Origin of the sequence: Flectobacillus sp. BAB-3569, from assembly GCF_002270355.1 — a bacterium.
Taxonomy (GTDB): Bacteria; Bacteroidota; Bacteroidia; order Cytophagales; family Spirosomataceae; genus Flectobacillus; species Flectobacillus roseus.
Map to the genome: position 1 here is coordinate 59,356 of NZ_NJFZ01000002.1, position 21,567 is coordinate 80,922.

The 21,567-nt window shown below is 38.1% G+C and carries 17 protein-coding genes; 12 read left to right on the top strand and 5 right to left on the bottom strand.

Annotation, left to right across the window (positions count from 1 at the left end):
- The first annotated feature begins 209 nt into the window (after positions 1 to 209).
- A complete protein-coding gene (locus BWI92_RS00670) occupies positions 210 to 2,045 on the top strand; it encodes a family 16 glycoside hydrolase (RefSeq protein WP_095160196.1) in 1,836 nt (611 codons plus the stop codon).
- Positions 2,046 to 2,099: 54 nt separating this feature from the next.
- Positions 2,100 to 4,019, top strand: coding sequence for an auracyanin family protein (locus tag BWI92_RS00675; protein ID WP_095160197.1), 1,920 nt, complete (start codon positions 2,100 to 2,102; stop codon positions 4,017 to 4,019).
- 83 nt (positions 4,020 to 4,102) lie between these two features.
- Here the strand turns inward: BWI92_RS00675 and BWI92_RS00680 are convergent, their stop codons facing one another.
- The 4 genes from BWI92_RS00680 to BWI92_RS00700 form a co-directional block, all read right to left on the bottom strand.
- Positions 4,103 to 4,447, bottom strand: a complete 345-nt coding sequence (locus tag BWI92_RS00680) for a hypothetical protein (RefSeq protein ID WP_095160198.1) — start codon at positions 4,445 to 4,447, stop codon at positions 4,103 to 4,105.
- Between the two features lie 58 nt (positions 4,448 to 4,505).
- On the bottom strand, positions 4,506 to 4,916 hold the full coding sequence (locus BWI92_RS00685; protein WP_095160199.1) for a hypothetical protein: 411 nt from the start codon (positions 4,914 to 4,916) through the stop codon (positions 4,506 to 4,508).
- 539 nt (positions 4,917 to 5,455) lie between these two features.
- Positions 5,456 to 5,962, bottom strand: coding sequence for a histidine phosphatase family protein (locus BWI92_RS00695; RefSeq protein ID WP_095160201.1), 507 nt, complete (start codon positions 5,960 to 5,962; stop codon positions 5,456 to 5,458).
- A gap of 210 nt (positions 5,963 to 6,172) precedes the next feature.
- Complete coding sequence (locus tag BWI92_RS00700; protein WP_095160202.1) at positions 6,173 to 8,278, bottom strand: prolyl oligopeptidase family protein; 2,106 nt, start codon at positions 8,276 to 8,278, stop codon at positions 6,173 to 6,175.
- Positions 8,279 to 8,462: 184 nt separating this feature from the next.
- On the opposite strand from BWI92_RS00700, the gene BWI92_RS00705 reads away from it, so the two are divergent.
- The 5 genes from BWI92_RS00705 (at position 8,463) to BWI92_RS00725 (ending at position 14,829) form a co-directional block, all read left to right on the top strand.
- On the top strand, positions 8,463 to 8,660 hold the full coding sequence (locus BWI92_RS00705) for a winged helix-turn-helix transcriptional regulator (RefSeq protein ID WP_141234660.1): 198 nt from the start codon (positions 8,463 to 8,465) through the stop codon (positions 8,658 to 8,660).
- 169 nt (positions 8,661 to 8,829) lie between these two features.
- A complete protein-coding gene (locus BWI92_RS00710; protein ID WP_095160204.1) occupies positions 8,830 to 9,870 on the top strand; it encodes a sensor histidine kinase in 1,041 nt (346 codons plus the stop codon).
- Positions 9,871 to 10,193: 323 nt separating this feature from the next.
- Positions 10,194 to 10,934, top strand: coding sequence for a LytTR family DNA-binding domain-containing protein (locus BWI92_RS00715; protein ID WP_095160205.1), 741 nt, complete (start codon positions 10,194 to 10,196; stop codon positions 10,932 to 10,934).
- Between the two features lie 318 nt (positions 10,935 to 11,252).
- Entirely contained in the window at positions 11,253 to 13,982 is a 2,730-nt protein-coding gene (locus BWI92_RS00720) for a TonB-dependent receptor (protein WP_095160206.1), read from the top strand.
- A 22-nt stretch (positions 13,983 to 14,004) separates the two neighbouring features.
- A complete protein-coding gene (locus BWI92_RS00725) occupies positions 14,005 to 14,829 on the top strand; it encodes a DUF4249 family protein (RefSeq protein WP_095160207.1) in 825 nt (274 codons plus the stop codon).
- An 80-nt stretch (positions 14,830 to 14,909) separates the two neighbouring features.
- On the opposite strand, the gene BWI92_RS00730 is transcribed toward BWI92_RS00725, so the two are convergent.
- The gene (locus tag BWI92_RS00730) at positions 14,910 to 15,368 is read right to left on the bottom strand and encodes a hypothetical protein (RefSeq protein WP_095160208.1); all 459 of its coding nucleotides are present in this window, start codon (positions 15,366 to 15,368) and stop codon (positions 14,910 to 14,912) included.
- Between the two features lie 181 nt (positions 15,369 to 15,549).
- Between BWI92_RS00730 and BWI92_RS00735 the strand changes: the two genes are divergently transcribed.
- The 5 genes from BWI92_RS00735 to BWI92_RS27150 all read left to right on the top strand — a co-directional run bounded on the left by BWI92_RS00735 (position 15,550) and on the right by BWI92_RS27150 (position 21,439).
- A complete protein-coding gene (locus tag BWI92_RS00735) occupies positions 15,550 to 17,064 on the top strand; it encodes an oligosaccharide flippase family protein (RefSeq protein WP_095160209.1) in 1,515 nt (504 codons plus the stop codon).
- Positions 17,065 to 17,266: 202 nt separating this feature from the next.
- Positions 17,267 to 17,596 (top strand): hypothetical protein, encoded by a 330-nt coding sequence (locus tag BWI92_RS00740; protein ID WP_095160210.1) that lies wholly within the window; start codon positions 17,267 to 17,269, stop codon positions 17,594 to 17,596.
- A gap of 88 nt (positions 17,597 to 17,684) precedes the next feature.
- Complete coding sequence (locus tag BWI92_RS00745; RefSeq protein ID WP_095160211.1) at positions 17,685 to 17,975, top strand: cell division protein ZapA; 291 nt, start codon at positions 17,685 to 17,687, stop codon at positions 17,973 to 17,975.
- 328 nt (positions 17,976 to 18,303) lie between these two features.
- The gene (rny, locus tag BWI92_RS00750; RefSeq protein ID WP_095160212.1) at positions 18,304 to 19,881 is read left to right on the top strand and encodes a ribonuclease Y; all 1,578 of its coding nucleotides are present in this window, start codon (positions 18,304 to 18,306) and stop codon (positions 19,879 to 19,881) included.
- Positions 19,882 to 19,984: 103 nt separating this feature from the next.
- Positions 19,985 to 21,439 carry a DNA/RNA non-specific endonuclease gene (locus BWI92_RS27150; RefSeq protein ID WP_095160213.1) on the top strand — a complete coding sequence of 485 codons (1,455 nt, stop codon included), beginning with the start codon at positions 19,985 to 19,987 and terminating at the stop codon, positions 21,437 to 21,439.
- Positions 21,440 to 21,567: the final 128 nt, after the last annotated feature.

Below are 21,567 nucleotides of genomic sequence, written 5' to 3' on the forward strand. Positions count from 1 at the left end.
AGCATATTATTTCTCAAAAATATTCAAATTTTAGAAAAATGTCCTTTATCTTTACCAATATAGAACAGTGTAGAACTCTACAAAATCATGGCTATATTTGGTTATTAGAAAAACATAAATACAAATCCAACAATCCTCAACTGTCAAAAGGCTCATCGGAATACGTTCTTTGTGCCTTGAACTAACTAGCAAAACTACTATCCACCCTAATGTTGAAGCGACTATTTTTTCTCCTATTTCCAGTTTCGGTGTATGCACAAACCGAAATACCGCTCAATGATTTGAGCCAATTCCAAAAACCTAGTGCCAACTGGTCTATCGAAGGACAAATCGTAGGAACACCACAAGGCGAAGCACTGGTGACCACCCCAGGAAAAGGGATATTGGTCAATACCTTGAAAGCAGCCAAATACCAACGCACCGATGACTTGGTATTTGCCTTGGAGCATGGCGACATTCGTTTGTCATTGGATTATATGATTCCGAAAGGTTCAAATTCGGGGATTTATTTGCAAAGCCGTTACGAAGTTCAAATTTTGGATAGCTGGCTAAAGCTTCGTCCAAGCGATGGCGATGCAGGTGCTATTTACCACCGTTGGGACGAATCACGTGGCGCAGGAAAAGAGGGTTATGAAGGACATCCTCCACGCCAAAATGCTATCAAAGCTCCAGGGTTATGGAATCATATCGAGATTGATTTTCAAGCGCCAAAGTTTGATGCAAATGGCAAAAAAATTGCCAATGCTAAGTTTGTCAAAATCACGTTAAATGGTGTTCTTCTTCACGAAAATGTAGAACTTTTAGGGGTAACTCGTGGTGCTGTTTCGACTCAAGAAACAAGCAAAGCGCCATTGATGATTCAAGGAGACCATGGACAAGTTGCTTTCAAAAACATTCGTTATGAGGTTTTTGATAAACCATTAGTGCAAATGGGTACTGCCGAATATGCCTATTACAAAGGCAAATTGGCGGATTTGAAGGTAAAAGACCAAAAACCTGAAGTAACAGGAACCACCAAAGAACCATCCATGAAACTGGCAGAAGCAAAATCTGACTTTTTGTTGAGATTTGATGGAACTATCACCATTCCAGAAAAAGATACCTATACATTCACAACCAACTGGACAGGAACAGGTGCTTTGTTGGTAGACAACGATACGATTACTACAGGTAGTCACTGGTATAACGAAGATGTACAAGGCAAGAGAACCTTAACGGCTGGAGTTCATAAATATACCTTATATTATGCTAAGGACTTCGGTTGGGGACCTAGAGCTCTAGGCTGTTTTGTTGAACGTGTAGGTACACATCGTCAGTCTATCACTGAGCGTACATCATTGCCAGAACCAGAAGCTACTCCATTGGTAGAAATCACGATTGACCAAGAGCCAAAACTACAGCGCTCATTTGTGGTTTATAACAATCGCAAAAAAACACATGCTATTAGTGTAGGTTTGCCAGGAGGATTAAACTTCTCTTATGACCTAAATCAAGGAGGTTTCTTAGAATGTTGGAGAGGAAAATTCTTGGATGCGACACAGATGTGGCACGACCGCGGTGAGCCTCAAACAGCGGCACCAATGGGTGTTACGATACAATCAAATGGTAAATTTCCTCTAGCATTCATTGCAAGTGCCAATGCTTCTTTTCCAGATTCTTTGAATAAAGCTGAGTTGAAATACAAAGGTTACCAACTCGTAAAGCAAGAAAATGGCGTGGCATATCCTGTATTTACTTATGAATACAATGGTTTGTCTATTAAAGATCAAACGATTGGTTCTGCAAAAAACGAAGGCTTGGTTCGCCGTTTACAAATCGGAGGCAATGCCATCAGCTCACAGCCATTGTATGCGCTTGTGGCAGAAGGCGAGGTTATTAAGAATGTTGGTAAAAATTTGTATGCCATCAATAACCAAACGTATTATTTAGAGCTTCTGGGCGAAACTGCCAATCAGCAAGCTGTGGTTCGTCAATCAAATGGCAAAACCCAATTATTGATTCCTGTGAGTGGATTAAAAGAGGTAAGTTATCAAGTTACTTTCTAAGCAATCATTGTATTCACAGATTTTTCAACATTTCTATTTAAGCATTCAATATTTATGAAAAGATATTATCAATTACTCCTCAGCCTAGGACTCTTGGGACTTGGAGCATCTTCGGGGATAGCACAAAACAAACCAAAGCCTTTAACAGAAGATGATTTTTATGAAATAAAGACCGTTGCCATTCCTGATGGTATTCGCCTAGAAGCAGGCGGTTTGGCTCCAATGCCCGACGGTCGCTTGGGTGTTTGTACCCGTCGTGGTGAAGTTTGGATTATCGAAAACCCTTACCAAACCAACGGTACTAAGCCTAGCTACAAACTCTTTGCAAGTGGCTTACACGAATCTTTGGGTTTGGCTTATCGCGACGGTTCTTTTTACTGTACACAACGTGGTGAATTGACCAAATTGACAGATACTGACGGTGACGACAAAGCTGATTTATACGAAAATGTAGCCAATTGGGACTTATCTGGTAACTACCATGAGTACTCTTATGGACCAGTATTTGATAAAAACGGCGATATGTATCTTACTTTCAACGTAGCATGGGTAGGTTATGGCGAAGGTAAATTAGCCAAATGGCGTGGCTGGTTAGTAAAAGTTACCAAAGAAGGTAAACTAGAACCAGTTGCTACAGGATTACGCTCTCCAGCAGGTTTTACAGTGAACTCTAATGGTGATGTATTATTCGGAGAAAACCAAGGAGACTGGGTTGGTTCAGGACGTGTAACACACCTCGAAAAAGGAGATTTTGCAGGAAACGCAGGTGGTTTGTATTGGACAAAAGAACCAGATTCTCCTTTAAAATTAACGAGAGAAGATCTTCCTGATACTGGCGAGCCAATGTATGAAGCTGCCAAGAAAGTAAAGGCTTTGAAATTACCAGCAGTGTGGTTTCCTCATGCTATCATGGGTATTTCTACTGCCGATATGATTGAGGATGAAACTAATGGCAAGTTTGGTCCCTTTCAAGGACAATACATTGTATTTGACCAAGGACAATCAAAAGCCATGCGTATGAGTTTGGAAAAAGTAAATGGCAAATACCAAGGTGCTTGTTATCCATTCCGTGAGGGTTTTCAATCAGGTACGGTACGTGCACGTTGGGGTAACGATGGATCTATTTTCGTAGGGATGACTTCACGTGGTTGGGGTTCTACTGGAAAAGATTTATATGGTTTACAGCGCTTGGTTTGGAATGGTCGTTTGCCTTTCGAGATGAAAACAATTAGCGCAAGACCAGATGGTTTTGAGATTGAATTTACACAACCTGTAGATGCTAAAACTGCCTCTAATGCGTCTAGCTATGAGCTAAAAAGCTTCACCTACAAATATCATCACAACTATGGTAGTCCGATTATCAACCAAGAAAAGACGCCATTGAAAGGGATTATTGTATCGGCAGACCGTAAGAAAGTTCGTTTGGTGATAGACAACTTGCGTAAAGGATATATCCATGAAGTTCGCCCGTCGGGTATTTTGAACGAGGAAGGACAGCCGCTTTTACATGAAGTGGGGTATTACACCCTCAACAATATTCCTGATGGCGAAGCAGCACAACTGACAGAAGCACAGAAAGTAAAAGCTAGCACTACACCAGCGCCTAGCACAAGCACACCTGCCAAAAAGACGACTCCTATCAATGGCACTAAAAAGGTAGCTGAAGCTGGTTTAATTGATAGTAAACAAGTGGCGGCTTTACTGAAAAAACACGCTTGTACAAGTTGTCATGCAGAGGCTACACGTGTGGTAGGACCTCCTTTTACAGAAGTTGCGAAAAGAAATTATACAAACGAGCAAATTTTGGAATTAGTGTATCATCCAAAACCAGAAAACTGGCCAGATTATGCGACAGAAATGGCTTCGATGACACACGTGCCAAAGGCTGATGTACTAAAAATTGCGGCTTGGATTAATGCGCTTGGAAAGAAGAAGGCTCAAGCAGATTTGAATAAGTTGGAGAATCACGACTAAATAATGTAAAATGGTGAATTACGAATTGTGAATAAATTCTTTCATTCACAATTCATAATTCACCATTCTAAAATTAAACCTCACTACTCTCCCGCTACACTTTTACTGGTATCTTGTAGGGCGATGGTAGATTTTTTTACTTTCTTGGTATATGGCATTTTGTAATTGATAGGCTCCGTAGACGACGTTTTCTCTATTACTAAACCACTTTCTACCGTTTTACTTCCTAAACTCTGCTTGTAATTCCTGTTCGAAACTACCTGCTCGGTCTGTGTAACGTACTTTGCTTTTTTGGCAGCCGCAGCTGCCTTGTTTGGATGCTTGTAGTTGCCAGTGTTGTAACCTGGGTCACCCGCTGGGATTTCTTGGGCGAGTGCTCCAAAGCTTGCCATCAACAACAAACTCGCCCCAAAAATTGATACTTTCATGATTCAATAAATTTTAATTGTATGTGATTTGTTTCAGAAAATTCACATCAAGAAAAACTTATGCAGCCATTCCATAATCATCTACATCAAAACGTTTTTTGTATAATGCTCTGAATGTAGGAACCATACCCAACATCTCGTCAAGTTTGTACTGAGCCTTGCGATAAGTATAGTTATTTTTATTAGAGGCTACTAAGTTTCTGAAAAGATGAGACATCATATAGAGCTCTTGTTCGTGCATAGTAAAATCTAATATTTCATACATTAAGAAACCCTTCTGTCCATCTTCGCGTACCATAAATAGTACTAGGTAAAAATTCTCATCCTTTACAAATGAGATTACTTGGTTTTGGCTGAATTCTTTTGGCATATATCCAAAGTCAACCAAACAATCTAATATCTCTACCTCGTTTATGCTTGTATATAAATTAGGAGTCAAAAACTGATTTGCTTTCATCGTCGCTTCCATATCTTTCCTTATTTTATTGTGGTTTTATTTTGTTTCGTTTGTTGTTCTAGTAAGAATTACGACCGAAAGTTTACAATAAAAAAAATCAATGTCAAGCGACCCTTTTTTTAGTAAAAAGTTGATTTTTAGCCCTTTTTTAGGTGATTTTAGGCTTTTTTTTCATACAAATACTACTTTTAAAATACCCTTTATCAACAAAAATCACTTTTTATTTCAAAACCAGCATTTTTTGAATGCCTTCTTCTCAAAAAAGATAAAAACTAAATTTTTCAAATATTTTTTTGCACTTTAATTTCTTGAAAGTTGATATTTAGCACCCTTTCAACTAAATTTTATTTCTTTTTTCAAAAAGTAGATATAAAAACTATTGTCATGGCAATTATTTATCTAAAAAATGACAAATGTAGGTATAATTGAGGGTACTTTAGTCAAAAAACAAATAAGCATTTTTACTTATAAATATTTTAATATTTTTTTGCACCAAACAAAAATCCCCTGCATAGTCTAGCTACACAGGGGACTTCTCAATGAGTATATGACTAATATTTACTTGCTTCAAACTTGAGCACCTTGCCTTTCTTTCTGCTAATAATATATAGATTGTCATACTCGGTATCTGGTAAAATTTTAGTTTCAAAATTTACCCCAAATTTTCGAATGATGTCAGGCACGGTATTGCTATGACCAACAATCAAAACAGTCTTATTTTGAACACCTGCTTTTTCTAAATTGTCTGACAAAACAGCATCTTTGGCGCTATACCAAAGTGTATCTATTTGGTTTTTGATGCGAAGCGAATCAGCTGTTTGTTGTACACGCAAATATTCGGTCACAAAGATTTTTTGAATACCTGCTTTTGCCAGTCGTTTATTTAATGCCCCAGCTCGTTGATGACCTTGAGCATTGAGTGGACGTACGCGGTCATTTCCCTGAAAAGCCACATCCTTTTCGGCATGACGAACCACATAAATCTTTTGGGTAGTCTGACAAGCCGTCAAACTTAGCATTACCCAAAATAGAAAAGCAAAAATGATTTTTGGTAGCATAGTATTTTAAAAGGGAACAGGCACTGAAGGACAAAGGCACAAAGGGTATAAGATGTGTTTATATATCCTCGAAACCCACTTTATATCTCTGCACTTTATCAATGATTTTAAAAAAAGGGTACAGGTACTTAGGGACAAAGGCGCAAAGGGTAAATACTAATCCTTAAAGCTCACTTTGTGCCTCTGTGCCTTTGCCCCTTTGTCTCTGAATTACAACTTCTTCGGAACGAAGCCCATATTATAAAACAAAAACGCGTAAATATCTGCTGTTTGTTCGATGCTTTTGGCAGTATTACTTGCACCGTGACCAGAGTTTACATCTACACGAATCAACAAAGGATTACTTGATACAGCCCCTGCTTTTGCTTGTAATTCGGCTGTGTATTTGAATGAATGCGCTGGAACAACACGGTCGTCATGGTCGGCAGTCGTTACCATAGTGGCTGGGTATGCCACTGATTTGATATTATGCAAAGGAGAATATTGGTACAGATTTTTGAAATCAGTCGCATCGTCTGAGTTACCGTATTCAGGCGACCAGTTCCAGCCAATCGTAAATTTATGATAACGCAACATATCCATTACTCCCACTTGTGGGAATGCTACTTTACATAAATCTGGACGTTGATTAATTACTGCGCCTACCAACAAGCCTCCATTTGAGCCTCCTCTTAGTGCCAAATGCTGATTGTCGCAATATTTCTGAGCAATTAGGTATTCGCCAGCAGCAATGAAATCATCAAATACATTTTGCTTTTTAAGCTTCATACCTGCCTCATGCCATTTTTCACCATATTCAGCTCCACCACGAATATTTGCCAAAGCATATACTCCACCCTGCTCCAAGAAAGGAATTAAAGTAGCACTAAAAGCTGGTAACGAACTTACATTAAAACCTCCGTAGGCATATAATAGCGTCGGATTTTGACTATTGAGTTGAAGCCCTTTTTTGTAGGTAATAAACATTGGAACTTTGGTTCCGTCTTTACTAGTATAAAAAATCTGTTTGGTTTCAAATGCTGAAGGATCAAAACTTAACTCAGGTTTGGTAAACACCGTACTTTTCTTGGTAGCAATATCATAACGGTATATTGTCGGAGGAAAAGTGAATGATGTGAAGGTATAAAACACAAACTTATCGTCGGCATTTCCACCAAAACCCGAACAAGTGCCCAAGCCTGGCAATTTCACTTCGTTTTCTAATTTACCATCCATCGAGTGCACATATACACGAGTGGTTACATCCTTGAGATAAGAAAGGAATAATTTTCCACCAGCAGTACGAGCTCCCTGAAGCGGTTCAGCCTTTTCAGGAATAACTACTTTCCAAGATTTATTGGCAGGATTAAAACGAAGAATTTTAGAATTTTGAGCATTTTCATTGGTTTCTATCAAAAACTCATCGCCAATATTATCGATTACTGAATAACTAAATTTATCCACTTCTGCCACAATAGGTTGGAAAGACTCCTGTCCTGCTTTTTTGTAGAAAAGTGCATTGCCTTCTTTGCCTTTGCCACGGTCAGAGACAATCAAAATGGCAAACTTTTCGTCTTCTGTTACTTGTAAATAATGGAAGCGTTGTAAGTTTTTCAAATCTTGATAAACCAGTTGGTCATCCGACTGAGAAGTTCCTACACGGTGAAACCACACTTGGTGATTTTCATTTTTGGCAGCCAATGCACTTCCTTCTGGCTTAGGATAACGGCTGTAATAAAAGCCATTGCCCTGCCAAGAAATCGTAGAAACCTTAATCCATTCGATTTTTTCGGACAAATTGGTTTTCGTTGTCAAGTCCATCACATAGCCATCTTGCCAGTCCGAACCACCTTTTGAAAGTGTATAGGCAGCGTATTTGCCATCTTTCGAAATCACAAAGCTTTGCAAACGAGTAGTACCGTCGGGCGATAATTGGTTGGGGTCAAGCACTACTTCAGGAGCACCATTCAACCCTTTTTGACGATACAAAACTGATTGATTTTGTAAGCCATTGTTTTTGTAGAAATAAAACCATTCACCCTTGCGAGAAGGAGCCGAAAGCTTTTGGTAATTGAAAACTTGCTCGATACGTTTTTTGAGGGCGTTTCGGTAAGGGATTTTTTCAAGGTAGTCAAAAGTCAACGTGTTTTGAGCTTTTACCCATTGTGCCGTTTCGGCAGAACGGTCATCTTCGAGCCAACGATACGGGTCGGTTACTTGTGTACCATGATAATTGTCGACTTGATTAACTTTTGCTGTTTCGGGGTATTTCCACTGCGCCATACTTAACATTGGAGCCAGTACCAAGGCTGATACTAGCGAAAGGGATTTGTTCATTTTCGATGAAGAATTAGGTTTGTTGAATAAGAGTTTTTCGAAAATACGGATAAATTTTGAGTTTTGGATAGCGGTAGCTTAATTGTGAATTATCAATGAGTGCATCAGCTACGGTCTAGCTACTCCCATATTTAATTATGATTTTGCTAGTGTAACCCTCGAAATCAAACAAAAGGAAATAATTGTGTCGGAGAAAATGTCGGAGAAGGTTCTTAAACTAATTAATCACAATCCTCGTATTACCACAATAGCCTTAGCAAAAGAATTAGGAAAAAGCCAAAGAACTATTGAAAGAGCCATTAAACGCTTGAAAACAGAAAACAAAATCGAAAGAGTTGGTGGCGATAACGGTGGTTATTGGGAAGTAATTGTCTTAGGGTAACCTAACAAACATATTTACACATCTCTCCTCTAGTTATAGCTTCATTAAAATGAGCATCTGATCCTTTTGTTGTCTCGAAAAAAACATTTTCGTCGTTGAAATACAATACTTTACACTTCTCTTTTGGGAGGGAAGTGTAAAGTACTTATGTTTGTAAAAAAAACGAAGTGTGACTATTTCTATCAAAAATATCAACAAACAACAAGTGCTTTTCCACATTATTGGGTGGATCTGCTTCTTATCATTGCCTTATTTATTAAGAGGAACGACTCCAGATCCTCCCAAAATTAATCCTAACCTGCCTCCTCCCAACGCAAATGCCACTTTGTATTTTACGTTGCTGAGTATGCTTAATATCCCTTTCTTCTATCTTAATTCGCAGATTTTGATTCCAAAAATTTGGACAAAACGCAATAATGTGTGGTTGTATATCATTGCACTCATTGTGGCAATGACAACACTTTTTTACTTGAATGGCTTAGGAAAGGTATTATTATTTGGACCAAATGCAACAAGATTCCCTCGTTTGGGTACTATATTCCAAACATTGTTTGTCTTGGCAATTAGCACCAGCTACCGCATTATGGCCGATAATATTCATAAAGAAGAAGTCCGTAAAGAACAAGAAAACGAAAGGCTTAAGTCTGAGCTTTCGTTCTTGCGTTCGCAGATAAGTCCACATTTTATGTTCAATGTACTCAACAGCATTGTCTCTTTATCAAGACGCAAGCCTGATATGGTCGAACCTGTGGTAATCAAACTTTCTGAGCTTATGCGTTATATGCTGTACGAATCGGAAGGTACCAAGGTTTTATTGAGTAAAGAAGTACAGTATTTGCAAAGCTATATCGATTTACAAATGATTCGCTTTGGTGACGATGTGGCTGTTTCTTTTCATAAACCACACAAAGAAACTACGATTTTGCTCGAACCGATGCTCATTATTCCATTTGTTGAAAATGCCTTCAAACATGGTATTGGTATGATTCTTAGCCCAGAAATTCATATTGCTATGGAGGTAGATGATAAAGGCTTGGTATTTTCGGTAAAAAATAAAATCAATCCAAAACCAGAAGCCAAAGACCACGCTTCAGGTATAGGTCTCAGTAATGTAAAACGCCGTTTAGCATTATTATATCCAGAACAACACCAACTCATCATCACACAGGACAGTCATTGGTATGACGTTCGTCTACACATTCAGGTATAAGTCGGACAATTCTTGTATTTTAGCCTAATCTAGCTGTTGTTAGGCTATAAATCTATTGTGTCTAGGTCACACAAGGTTAATAAACTGCCGTACTTTTCATACTTTCGCATAGCCTAAGGCAACTCTTTTCGGTAACTAACAGTCTTAATGCAATAGGCAATTAGCAGTATGCATTAGGCTAAAAGTTGGTATTGGTTCAACAGAAATAAGGCTCAACTTTTGGTCAATGGTATAACGCTTATAGCCTTATTCGGGTAAAATCAATGTAATTTTGCCCAATAGCCTATTAGTTGCTTTTTGATTTTCAAATACTTCTCAAAAATATGATAAAACTAAACTGTCTAGCGGTGGATGACGAGAGCCTAGCCCTAGATTTACTGGAAGATAATATCAACAAAGTTCCCTTTCTAAACTTAGTAAAACGTTGTAAAAATGCTTTTGATGCTATTGAAACACTTCAAAATGAGTCGATTGACCTAGTTTTCTTGGATATTCAAATGCCTGGAATTACGGGAGTTCAATTCTTACAAAGTGTCAAAGAGCCGCCTATGGTCATTTTTATTACGGCTTATCAGCAATACGCATTAGAGGGCTTTGATTTGGATGTGGTAGACTATCTACTTAAACCTGTTTCTTTTGATAGGTTCCTAAAAGCGGTAAACAAAGCTTATGATTTACATAACCTGAAATTAAAAAGCGCTCAGGTTGCAGAAGTTGAGGAAAAAGAAAAAGGATTGGTGTATGAAACAGATTCTATCTTTGTCAATGCCGACTATTCTTTGGTTAAGGTCAAAATCTCAGATGTTACCTACATCGAGGGGCTAAAGGATTATATCAAAATTCATTTGGAAGGCTCTACCAAGCCCATCGTGACTCGCATGACCATGAAGGCTATTGAAGAGAAGCTTCCGACGGAACATTTCTTCCGTATTCATAAGTCATATATCGTTGCCATGCCTAAAATTGAGTCTATTCGTAATCTCAAAATCAAAATAGGCAATATGCAAATACCTGTAAGTGAGCACTATTCTGAAGAATTCTTCAAAAGAATTGGGCAAAGCTAGCATAATAGCTCTCGGCTTTTAGCTTTGAGCTGTCAGCCTTGAAGAAATTTTAGATTTCTTCAAGGCTTTTTTATTACTGAAGTTCTACTTATCCTCTTCGTACAAAAACGCCCTCTGTGCCTTTGCCACTCTGTCACTTTGTGCCTCTAATAACAATATCGCCGAAATTCCCACTTCCATCTACAAACCTATGCGATAGAGCGATTTCTTATATTGAAATGGCAACGTTTAACGGTTCTTCTTTAGTCCCTGATATTGGGAAAATGCAAATACTGCATCATAAAAGTTTAACCAGTCTTATTCGTTACACTATCAAGCATGAGAAAAATACTATTACTATTCGCATTGATTTGCATTCAATGGTCTTTTCAAGCGTGGGGTCAACAAACACCCATTTCGGTCAATACGACAGGAATTACCATTGCCGATGAATTCTATAATAATGCGCTGCTTTCTGAAATTTGTCAGGATTTAACTAAAAAAACAGGGCTAAAAATAGATGCAGACCCTACCCTTCTGAGCAAATACCGCATTAGCTACTGGTTTCAGAAAATCAAGGCAGAAGTTGGATTCAGCAATGCGCTGAAAAATACAGATTTAAAAATATATGTCGACGAAAACAGTGTGCTTCATATCGTACCAAAATCTCAAAAAGTTACGGTAGCCAAAGCCATTACTGAGCAACAGTACAAAGGCAAATCAGAAAAAACAAACTTTAGTATTTCTGGAAAAATCGTAGATGCGCTCACTGGCGAATCACTAGCTTTTACCACGGTTACTGTAAAAGGTAGAAAAACTGGTGTACAGACCAACGTGGATGGGCTTTTTACCATCCAAAAAATTCCTAGCGATACCAGTGCTTTGGTAATTAGCTACATAGGTTATAGAACATTGACCTATTACCTAAATCCTCAAACCCCTACGAGTAATTTAAGAATCGAGCTAGTTCCCGCCAACGAGGAATTAGATGAAGTAAAAGTTACAGGTGAAAAAACCGAAATCATGAAGGTAAACGAAACCGTTGGTATGTTCATGATGACTCCTAAAAATATTGCAAAACTTCCCAATGTCGGTGAAAAGGATATTTTCCGAGGTTTTCAGTTAATGCCAGGAATTAGTGCTGCCAACCAATCGTCCTCGGGCTTATATGTACGTGGTGGTACGCCAGACCAAAATCTTGTATTGTACGATGGTTTTACGGTGTACTATGTCGACCACCTTTATGGCTTTTTTAGTGCCTTCAACTCCAATGCTATCAAAGATGTACGTTTGTTCAAAGGAGGTTTTGAGGCGAAATATGGTGGTCGTGTATCCAGTGTGGTTGATATAACCAGTAAAGACGGTAACCAAAAAGAGTTTAACGCCACCGCTGATGTCGGTTTGTTGAGTGCCAATATTTTGGCGGAAGGCCCTATTACCAAAAAGATGACTTTCGTAGTAGCAGCTCGCCACTCTTGGGCTGGACCAATTTACAACAAAATCTTCAATACGTTTAAAGCCCAACAAGCGGCAAATAGTAGCAACAATGCAGGCTTTACAGGCGGATTCGCTCGTAGATTCCAGTCTGGTCAAACGGTGTCTTCTTATTTTTATGACCTCAATGGTAAAGTAACCTACCGTCCAACCCAACGAGATAATATTACACTGAGTTTTTATAATGGTGAAGACTTTTTGGATAACTCACAGAACCTTTCACTTCCATTTGGTGGCGGTCGTGGAGGAGGTTTTGCCAATACCGATGTCTCAAATTGGGGCAATACAGGTTCAAGTTTGAAATGGTCACGCCAGTGGACTGAGCGTTTTTATACCAATACCCTCTTTAGTTTTTCAAACTATTACAGTAAAAGAGATAACACCAATCAAAATACCATTACCCGTACCGACGGCACTACCCAAAATGTCAAATTTGGTTCTTTGGAAAACAATGACTTGAAAGATATTTCTTTTAAATCAGATTTTGAATACCGTCTATCTGCACACCAATTGATAGAAATGGGAGTTCAGGCTAGTCATTTGCAAATAGATTATACATATAGTCAAAATGATACCACGGTGATTCTTGGCAAAAATGACAGAGGAAATTTGATTTCGGCCTATCTCCAAGACCAAATCAAATTTGGTGATAGCAAATTGGTATTGAAACCAAGTTTAAGAACCACTTATTACGATGTAACCAAAAAGAACTATTTAGAACCTCGACTTTCTGCGACTTTTTCTTTAACCAAAAAACTCATGCTGAAAGGTGCTTTGGGGCAATACTATCAGTTTGCCAAACAAGTGGAGCGTGAGGATATCACTAATGGTAGCCGTAGTTTCTGGTTGTTGGCCAATGACAGCTACTTACCCGTAACTTCCTCTAAGCACTATATTATTGGTGCTAGCTACGAAATAGACGATTATGTATTTGACGTAGAAGCCTATTACAAAGACATCGACAACGATACCCGTTACACTCTGCGCTTTGTGCCAACGGTAGGCAGAGGTTTATCTGCTAGCGAAACTTTCTTTACAGGTACAGGAAAAGTGAGAGGGATTGACTTTTTGATTCAGAAAAAGTTTGGGGATTACACAGGTTGGGTAGGCTACACTTTAGCCAAGTCAGAAAAAAGCATTGCACAGTTTTCGGCAACGCCATTTCCTTCAAATTACGACGTTCGTAATGAATTCAAAAGTGTCAATATGTACAAAATGGGGCACTGGGATTTTTCACTTACATGGATATATGCCTCTGGTATGCCATATACCTCTATTACGGGTGGCTATATCATCAAGTTATTGGATGGCACCGAAAAAGATTACACAAGTCCTTCGTCGACCAATGCCAATCGTTTGCCAGACTCACACCGCATGGATGTGGCAGCCACTTACAACTTCAAACACGGCAGTATTGGGCTATCTATTTATAATTTATATGGTCGCCAAAATGTTTGGTACAAAAAATTCCAAACCATTACCGACAGCGATACCAACGAAAAGTATTTGTCTGTGACCAATGTGAATTACTTGGGCTTTACGCCAAACATCACCTTTACTTATAAATTGAAATAATCCGTAAAAGCATTTACATATCATGAAAATATATTATTTCGTAATAGCCCTTTTGCTGGGTGCTTTTTTATCGAGCTGTAGTAATGAAGGTTCTGTCGAAGTTACCGACAATGCAGTAATAGAAGCTTATCTTGTGGCGGGTAAATACATTAGTATGCACGTCAAAAAAGAAATCCCTTATAGTGACCAAAGTATCAGTTCAGAAGAACCAATAGATGGTTTGAAGATTTCTGTCACTGGGGATGGAAAAACTTATACCCTTGAATCTTTGGGAAATGGCGACTATCGGTCAGATACAACGGTAAAACTCAAGGTTGGCGTGAGTTATAGCATGAGTTTTGTCTATAATGGAAAAACCATTTCGGCAACGACAATCATTCCGACCAAACCCGAAAATTATGCCCTTGACCAAAGTTCGATTTATTTATCACAAATTGATTTGAGTAGTGGCGGTAGACCTATGGGTGGCATGGGTGGAACCAACATTCAGGTGACTTGGGACAACACCACGAGCGATTATTATTTTGTAGTGGTCGACAATATCGAAACAGACCCAACACCCATTTATATTTTGGCCGATGATGCCGACTCTACTATGTTTACACGACGTTTTAGAAGTCAACCCGTTCAAGGAACATCCACAAGTGTAAACCCCAACGAGTTTCAATACTTTGGTATGCACAATGTGATATTGATGCATGTAAACCCTGATTATGCTGCTTTGTATCGCAGCTCTGGCTCAACCTCACAAAACATCAGCACCCCTCCTACGAGTATTACAAATGGGCTAGGTGTGTTTACAGGAGTTAATGCCGATACACTCAAATTTGAGGTAAAACAACGGTAATAATCTGAGCTAGCATTACAATATTAAAAAGGGGGGCGAAAAACAATTTTCGTCCCCCTTTTTCTTATTAGATATTAGCACTACTTTACTTTTCCAAATTGGTATCCTACTCCCAACCAAGAACGAATAATGCCACTTGTACCTTGAATGTTATTGATGTAAGGTGATATTTCGTAATTAACACTCAATTGAGGAAGTTTTTCTAAAGGATAAATACGAGTACCAACAGAACCAAAGTATCCTTTTATCAAATCATCCTTATTAACAATAGCGCCAACAAATCCAAAATTCACGCCACCTCCAACATAAAAATTAGCTTTCCCTGCCTTTGCGACATTCAACATCAATGCAGGTTCAGTATTCAATGATGATGAGAAGGAATTTAATTGAAAACGACAGTCTACCCACAACCTTTTGGTAGCATTGCTCGATACCGAAAGGATATTATTCCAAGGGTAATAACTAACAGCTTGCGCCTGAAGCTTTATCGTACTTGATAAAGCTAACATCAAACCTAATAACAAGAGGCTTTTCCTCATAATTTTGTTTTTTAGTATAAATAAAATGATTCCTATAAGTCAACAAACTAGGGTGACAGCTCGAAATTAACGAGCCGATTTGTGTCAAAGATAAAAGAAGTCTTACGGCGAACCAACAATAAATCATCAACTCTCTGTAACTTTGCCCCATTGATAAAAAATACACTGAACTCTCTCTGATATGTCAGTTTTAAAAAAATTGGCGGGCGAAACCGCATCTTATGGAATTTCTACCATTTTGGGGCGTTCGCTCAATTTCCTGTTAGTATTTATTCATACAGCAGCATTTTTACCTGAAGATTTAGGGATCAATGTCAAGCTATACAGTTATGTGGCAGTAGCCAATATTCTTTACACTTATGGCATGGAAACGGCCTTCTTTCGCTTTGCCGCCGAAGACAAGACTCGTTACTACAATCTCATACAAACAGCTTTATTGGTTACCAGCACCATTTTTTCAGGAGTATTAATTCTGTTTTCGTCCTCAATCATCTCAAGTTTAGGCTATCCACATCGAGAATTAGACCTGATTTGTTTGGCTGTACTTATTTGGATTGACTCAATTACCGCCATTCCGTTTGCTCGTTTACGTTTAGAAAAAGCTACCAAAAAATTTGTTACTGCCAAGATTATCAACATCCTACTCAATGTTGGGCTAAACATATTTTTCTTATTAGGTCTGAAAAAAATCTCAGAGGGAGACTATCTAACATTTTTACAGCCTCTAGCTCAAATGCTATATATTCCTTCGATTGGTGCAGGCTATATCATTATTGCCAACCTTTTGGCCAATATGGCATATATCTGGTTATTAAGAAAAGAAATCTTTGATTACAAATTTGAGTTTGAGTGGCCACTTTTCAAAGAACTTTTGGTATATGCTTACCCTATTATGATTATGGGCTTGGCAGGAATGGTCAATCAGGTTTTTGATAGAATTTTGTTGGAGCAATTTTTACCAGAAAACTTTTATCCAGGCCGTACCTCTCGACAAGCCTTAGGAATTTATGGCAATGCTTATAAACTTTCTATTTTCATGGCTTTGTCGACACAAGCCTTCAGATATGCAGCCGAGCCTTTTTTCTTATCAAAAAATAAAGATAAAAACTCTACTGAAACTTTGGCTGAAGCTACCAAATGGTTTACCATCGTTTGCATTTTTATATGGTTGGGCGTTTGTCTCAACCTTGACTGGCTCAAAAAGTTATTCCTCCGCAAGGCTATCTATCAAGAGGGCGTTTCAGTTGTGCCTTTATTACTTTTGGCAAATTTATTCTTAGGCGTGTATTACAATATTTCTGTTTGGTTTAAGTTAAATAACAAGACCTATTTTGGCACGATTATTACTTTTATAGGTTTGGCAGTCACGGTGATTTTAAACATTGTTCTAATTCCCAAACTTGGATACATGGGATGTGCATGGGCTTTTTTGATTTCATGCTTTACGATGACTCTGCTATGTTATTATTGGGGACAAAAGTATTACCCTGTTCCATATAGAATCAAATCGGCAGTTGGGTATATTGTCAGTGCGGGGGCGCTAATTTATTTTACATTATCAATACCAATCGCAAACCTTTGGATTTCTATCCCCTATCACGCCTTGTTATTGATTTTATATACAATTGGAGTAATTGTTGTGGAGCGTAAAACTGTACTTCCTGAAAGATGGCAAAAACGCTTTAAATTGAGTTAAAATGGTAATTTTACCTAGAAATTTTGGGCATTCAACCCAAAGAAAAACCATTCAATAAAAAAAGGCTGATAATTGCTCAATTATTTAAGAGAAAATTAAGAAATTTGTATTAGTTTTAGTTTTTTGTAATACATAAGACTATTTTCTTCATACAACCCGATTAACACAGTAATTCTTACTTTATTCAAAATCCATTTTGCACATGACCGAATTTCAGATAAGAACCATTATTGATTCCTTAGAAGTAAAGCTAAGGAAATTGGTTATGGCCTACACTGAACTCAAGGATCAGTTGAAAGAGTCGCAAAAGGAAAAAGAATTACTCAAAAAGAAGATAATCGAGATGGAAAGAGATCATTTGGAATTACAGAAAAAATTAAACGAACAGTCTAAAAACTTTAAAAATTCAGATAAATTTACTAAGATTGTAGCGAACAATCTCAAAAACGCAGGTGACCCTGCCGAATTGAAGGAAAAAATCGACGAATATATTTTGGAAATAGATAAGTGTATTAGTCAACTAAGCGTTTAAAAATCTCTAGGTAACTGGATATAGCATATATCAATTTTATAGCTCAGACAAAGCCGAGACGGTATAAGTCATTAAAAATCCTAAACCAATGGCAGATAAAATCCCTTGCAATATCAATGTAGGTCTTAAGGAGTTCAACCTAATGGTAGGACGAGAGGAGGAAGAGTACGTTCGCAAGGCGGCAAAGTTGATTAATGAAAGAATGGATTTTGTGAGAGAAAAAGTTGGTCTCTCTGAATCATACGAACTACTCGCTTTTGTGGCATTAGATTACGCCATCGACAATCTAAAGTTTGACAATAAGCACTCTGATCTCCAAAAAACTGTAATGACCAAAATGTCAGAAATGGATACCCTTGTTGATTCCATTTTAAAGTAAAGTCTTAAAGTATATTCGTGTGCACTAAATGTTTTTGCTTTTACATACCTAATATTTCAAAAAGTATCCTTAAGCCAAAACATCAAGATAGATTATTTAATTAGAATATTTTGATACATTACCTTGCTTTACAGTCAGGGAATCAAGATATATTGTATTTTAATATCCCTATTTCATGGATATTGACTAATCTTCAGCTTTGATATTCCCCATCTTCGGTAATTTGCCTGTTTTAGTATTTTTTTCCACAATCGTTATTTAACTATTGATTAATGCTCGTTACTGAGCTTGATCCTCTAAGAAAGCGATTCTAAAACGGTATTCTAAAATGTTAACTCCAATCATTGCTGCTGTAGTTTCTCTTGTGGCAGGTATATTTCTTGGCAAAGTGATTTTTGCAAAAAATACACAAAAAATCGAAGATGAAGCTATCGCCAAAGCTTCAGATATTGTAAAAAATGCTGAGTCTCAAGCTGAAAATATTAAAAAAGATCGTATCCTCGAAGCAAAAGAGAAGTTCCTTAAGTTGAGAGCTGAGTTTGAAGATGACTCTAACAAAAAGAAACAAATCCTTATTCAAAACGAGCAAAAACTTAAAGAAAAAGAGCGTAGCATCCAACAATCAATGGAGCAAACTAAACGCCTCGAATCTGAATTGAGTAGTCAACGTCAATCGTTGAACGCAAAAGATGAGAACTTGAAGCGTAAGTTGGAAGAAGCAGATCGTAAGCGTGATGAAGCTGAAAAAATGTTGGCTTCACAAGTAGCTCAATTAGAGAAAATCGCTGGTCTTTCTGCCGATGAAGCTCGTCAACAATTGATTGATGCTTTACGTGGAGAAGCTGAAACTAAAGCCTCTTCTATTATCAAAAATACCATTGAAGAAGCGAAGTTAACCGCTACTAAAGAAGCGAAAAAGGTGGTTATCGAAACGATTCAACGTACTGCTGCCGAAAATGCTATCGAGAACTGTGTATCGGTATTCAATATCGAATCTGACGATGTTAAAGGTAAAATCATTGGTCGTGAAGGTCGTAATATTCGTGCATTAGAATCGGCTACAGGTGTTGAGTTTATTGTAGACGATACTCCAGAAGCGATTATCATTTCAGGCTTTGATCCTGTTCGTCGTGAAATTGCTCGTTTGTCATTACACCGTTTGGTACAAGATGGTCGTATTCACCCAGCTCGTATTGAAGAAGTTGTAGCTAAAACCAAGAAAAATATTGAGGAAGAAATCATCGAAATCGGTGAGCGTACTGTGATTGATTTGGGTATCCACGGTTTGCATCCAGAACTAATCAAGATGGTTGGTCGTATGCGTTTCCGTTCTTCTTATGGTCAGAACTTATTGCAACACTCACGTGAAGTAGCCAAACTTTGTGCTACCATGGCAGCTGAGTTAGGCTTAAATGCGAAGTTGGCGAAACGTGCAGGTTTGTTACACGATATTGGTAAAGTATGGCCAGAAGAAGCCGAATTGCCACACGCAATTTTGGGTATGCAATTGGCTGAAAAATATAAAGAGAACGTAGAAGTTTGCAACGCTATTGGTGCTCACCACGATGAAATTGAAATGACATCTATGATTTCTCCAATCGTTCAGGTATGTGATGCTATCTCTGGTTCTCGCCCAGGTGCTCGTCGTGAAATGATGGAATCTTATATGCGTCGTTTGAAAGAACTTGAAGAATTGGCAACAAGCTTCAACGGTGTTCAAAAATGCTATGCCATCCAAGCTGGTCGTGAACTACGTGTATTAGTGGATTCTGAAAATGTATCGGATGAAAAAGCAAGCATGTTGTCTTACGATATTTCTCAAAAAATCGAAAAAGAAATGCAGTACCCTGGTCAAATCAAGGTCACTGTAATTCGTGAAATGCGTGCTGTAAATTACGCAAAATAATTTCACACAATAAATTCACAAAAGCCTCATTAAACTAATATGTTTGATGAGGTTTTTTTATGTCAAACTCTTTCACCCCAAATCCATTTAATTGTTATTTCCTATGAAAACACACTTTCAATCATTGTTTAAAAACCTAACCATTTTCATTGCTAGTTCGTGGTTGTTCTATTCATGTGTGAGTGTTTACACACCAAACAATACGAATACCAACACAAATACCAATACCAACAAGACCACTAATGTAGTTAAGGTGGTTAGTAATTTTCCAGAAAACTTTGACCAAGTAAGTAAAAACAAATACGAAACTGCAACCATTACTACCAACTCTGGTGACTGGTATTTTGAAAATGCCATGATGGGCAGTACTGATAATGACGTCAAAAATGGAGCAAAAGCGATTCGTATCAAAGAGGATGGTTTGGTTCGTTTTGATACAGACTTGACATCAGGTATTTACCAAATTAAGCTCAAAGCTGGTCTTTATCAGTCGGACAAAACTGCTGCTTTTGAAGTTCGTATTTCAACCAACCGAGGAAATACTTGGAACAAAATTGGTAACACTATTACACTCGCTGATAAATTCCTCAAAGACTTTACTTTTACAGTAAACACTACTATTCCAACCAGATTTGAAATAGTAAAGGTGGATGGAACAAGTGGAAGATTAAATATCGATGACGTAAGCGTTTCAGCTTATTCGGGTAGCGTTACTCCTACTCCCAACCCATCACCTACTCCTACCCCAACGCCCAATCCGAGTCCAAAACCTAATCCTAAACCAACGCCAAATAATGTAGCGACAAAGGACAACAATTTGTTGCTGGGCAACCCAAGCAATGCCATCAGCAATACCAGCTATTCGAATAATTTCTTGATGTTGAAAAACTCATATGCCTTATCTTACAACAAATCGAAAGCAACAGCCAATTGGGTTAGTTGGCATGTAAGTGCAGCATGGAAAGGCGACGCTCAAAGACAAAATGATTTCAGACCAGACAGTTCCCTTCCACAAGGTTGGTCGGCTGTCAATACCAGAGATTATACAGATTCGGGGTTTGATAGAGGACATATTTGTCCGTCAGATGATAGAGATGGAAGTGTAGAAGAAAATCAAGAAACGTTTTTGATGACCAATATGATGCCTCAAGCACCAGATAATAATCGTGGTGTTTGGAAAAACTTAGAAGAATATGGACGCAGACTCGTAGAGCAAGGTTATGAATTATATGTCATTGCAGGGCCTTATGGACAAGGTGGCTCTGGTTCAAATGGTGAGGCACAAACCATCGGAAATAAAAATACCATTGTAGTACCCAAATCAGTCTGGAAAATCATTGTAGTACTACCTGTAGGTCAAAACGATTTGTATCGAATTGGCACGGATACTCGTGTAATTGCAGTGAATATTCCAAATACCAACCAAGCTGGTGCTACTAATTGGCGTGACCATCGTGTATCGGTAGATGCCTTGGAAAAACTCACAGGTTTTGATTTCCTTTCAGACGTACCAAAAGATATTCAAAGTGTAATTGAAGCGAGAGTGGATAATAACTAAGATGGCTTTAGGCTGTTTAAAGGCATGAGTGCTGATTACTGGACAAAACGAGAAAGTGTCATTCAGGTGTTTGTGCTTTTTCAATGAACTTTGTAAAACAGTTTCAAACTGTTAAAAAATGAGTCCAA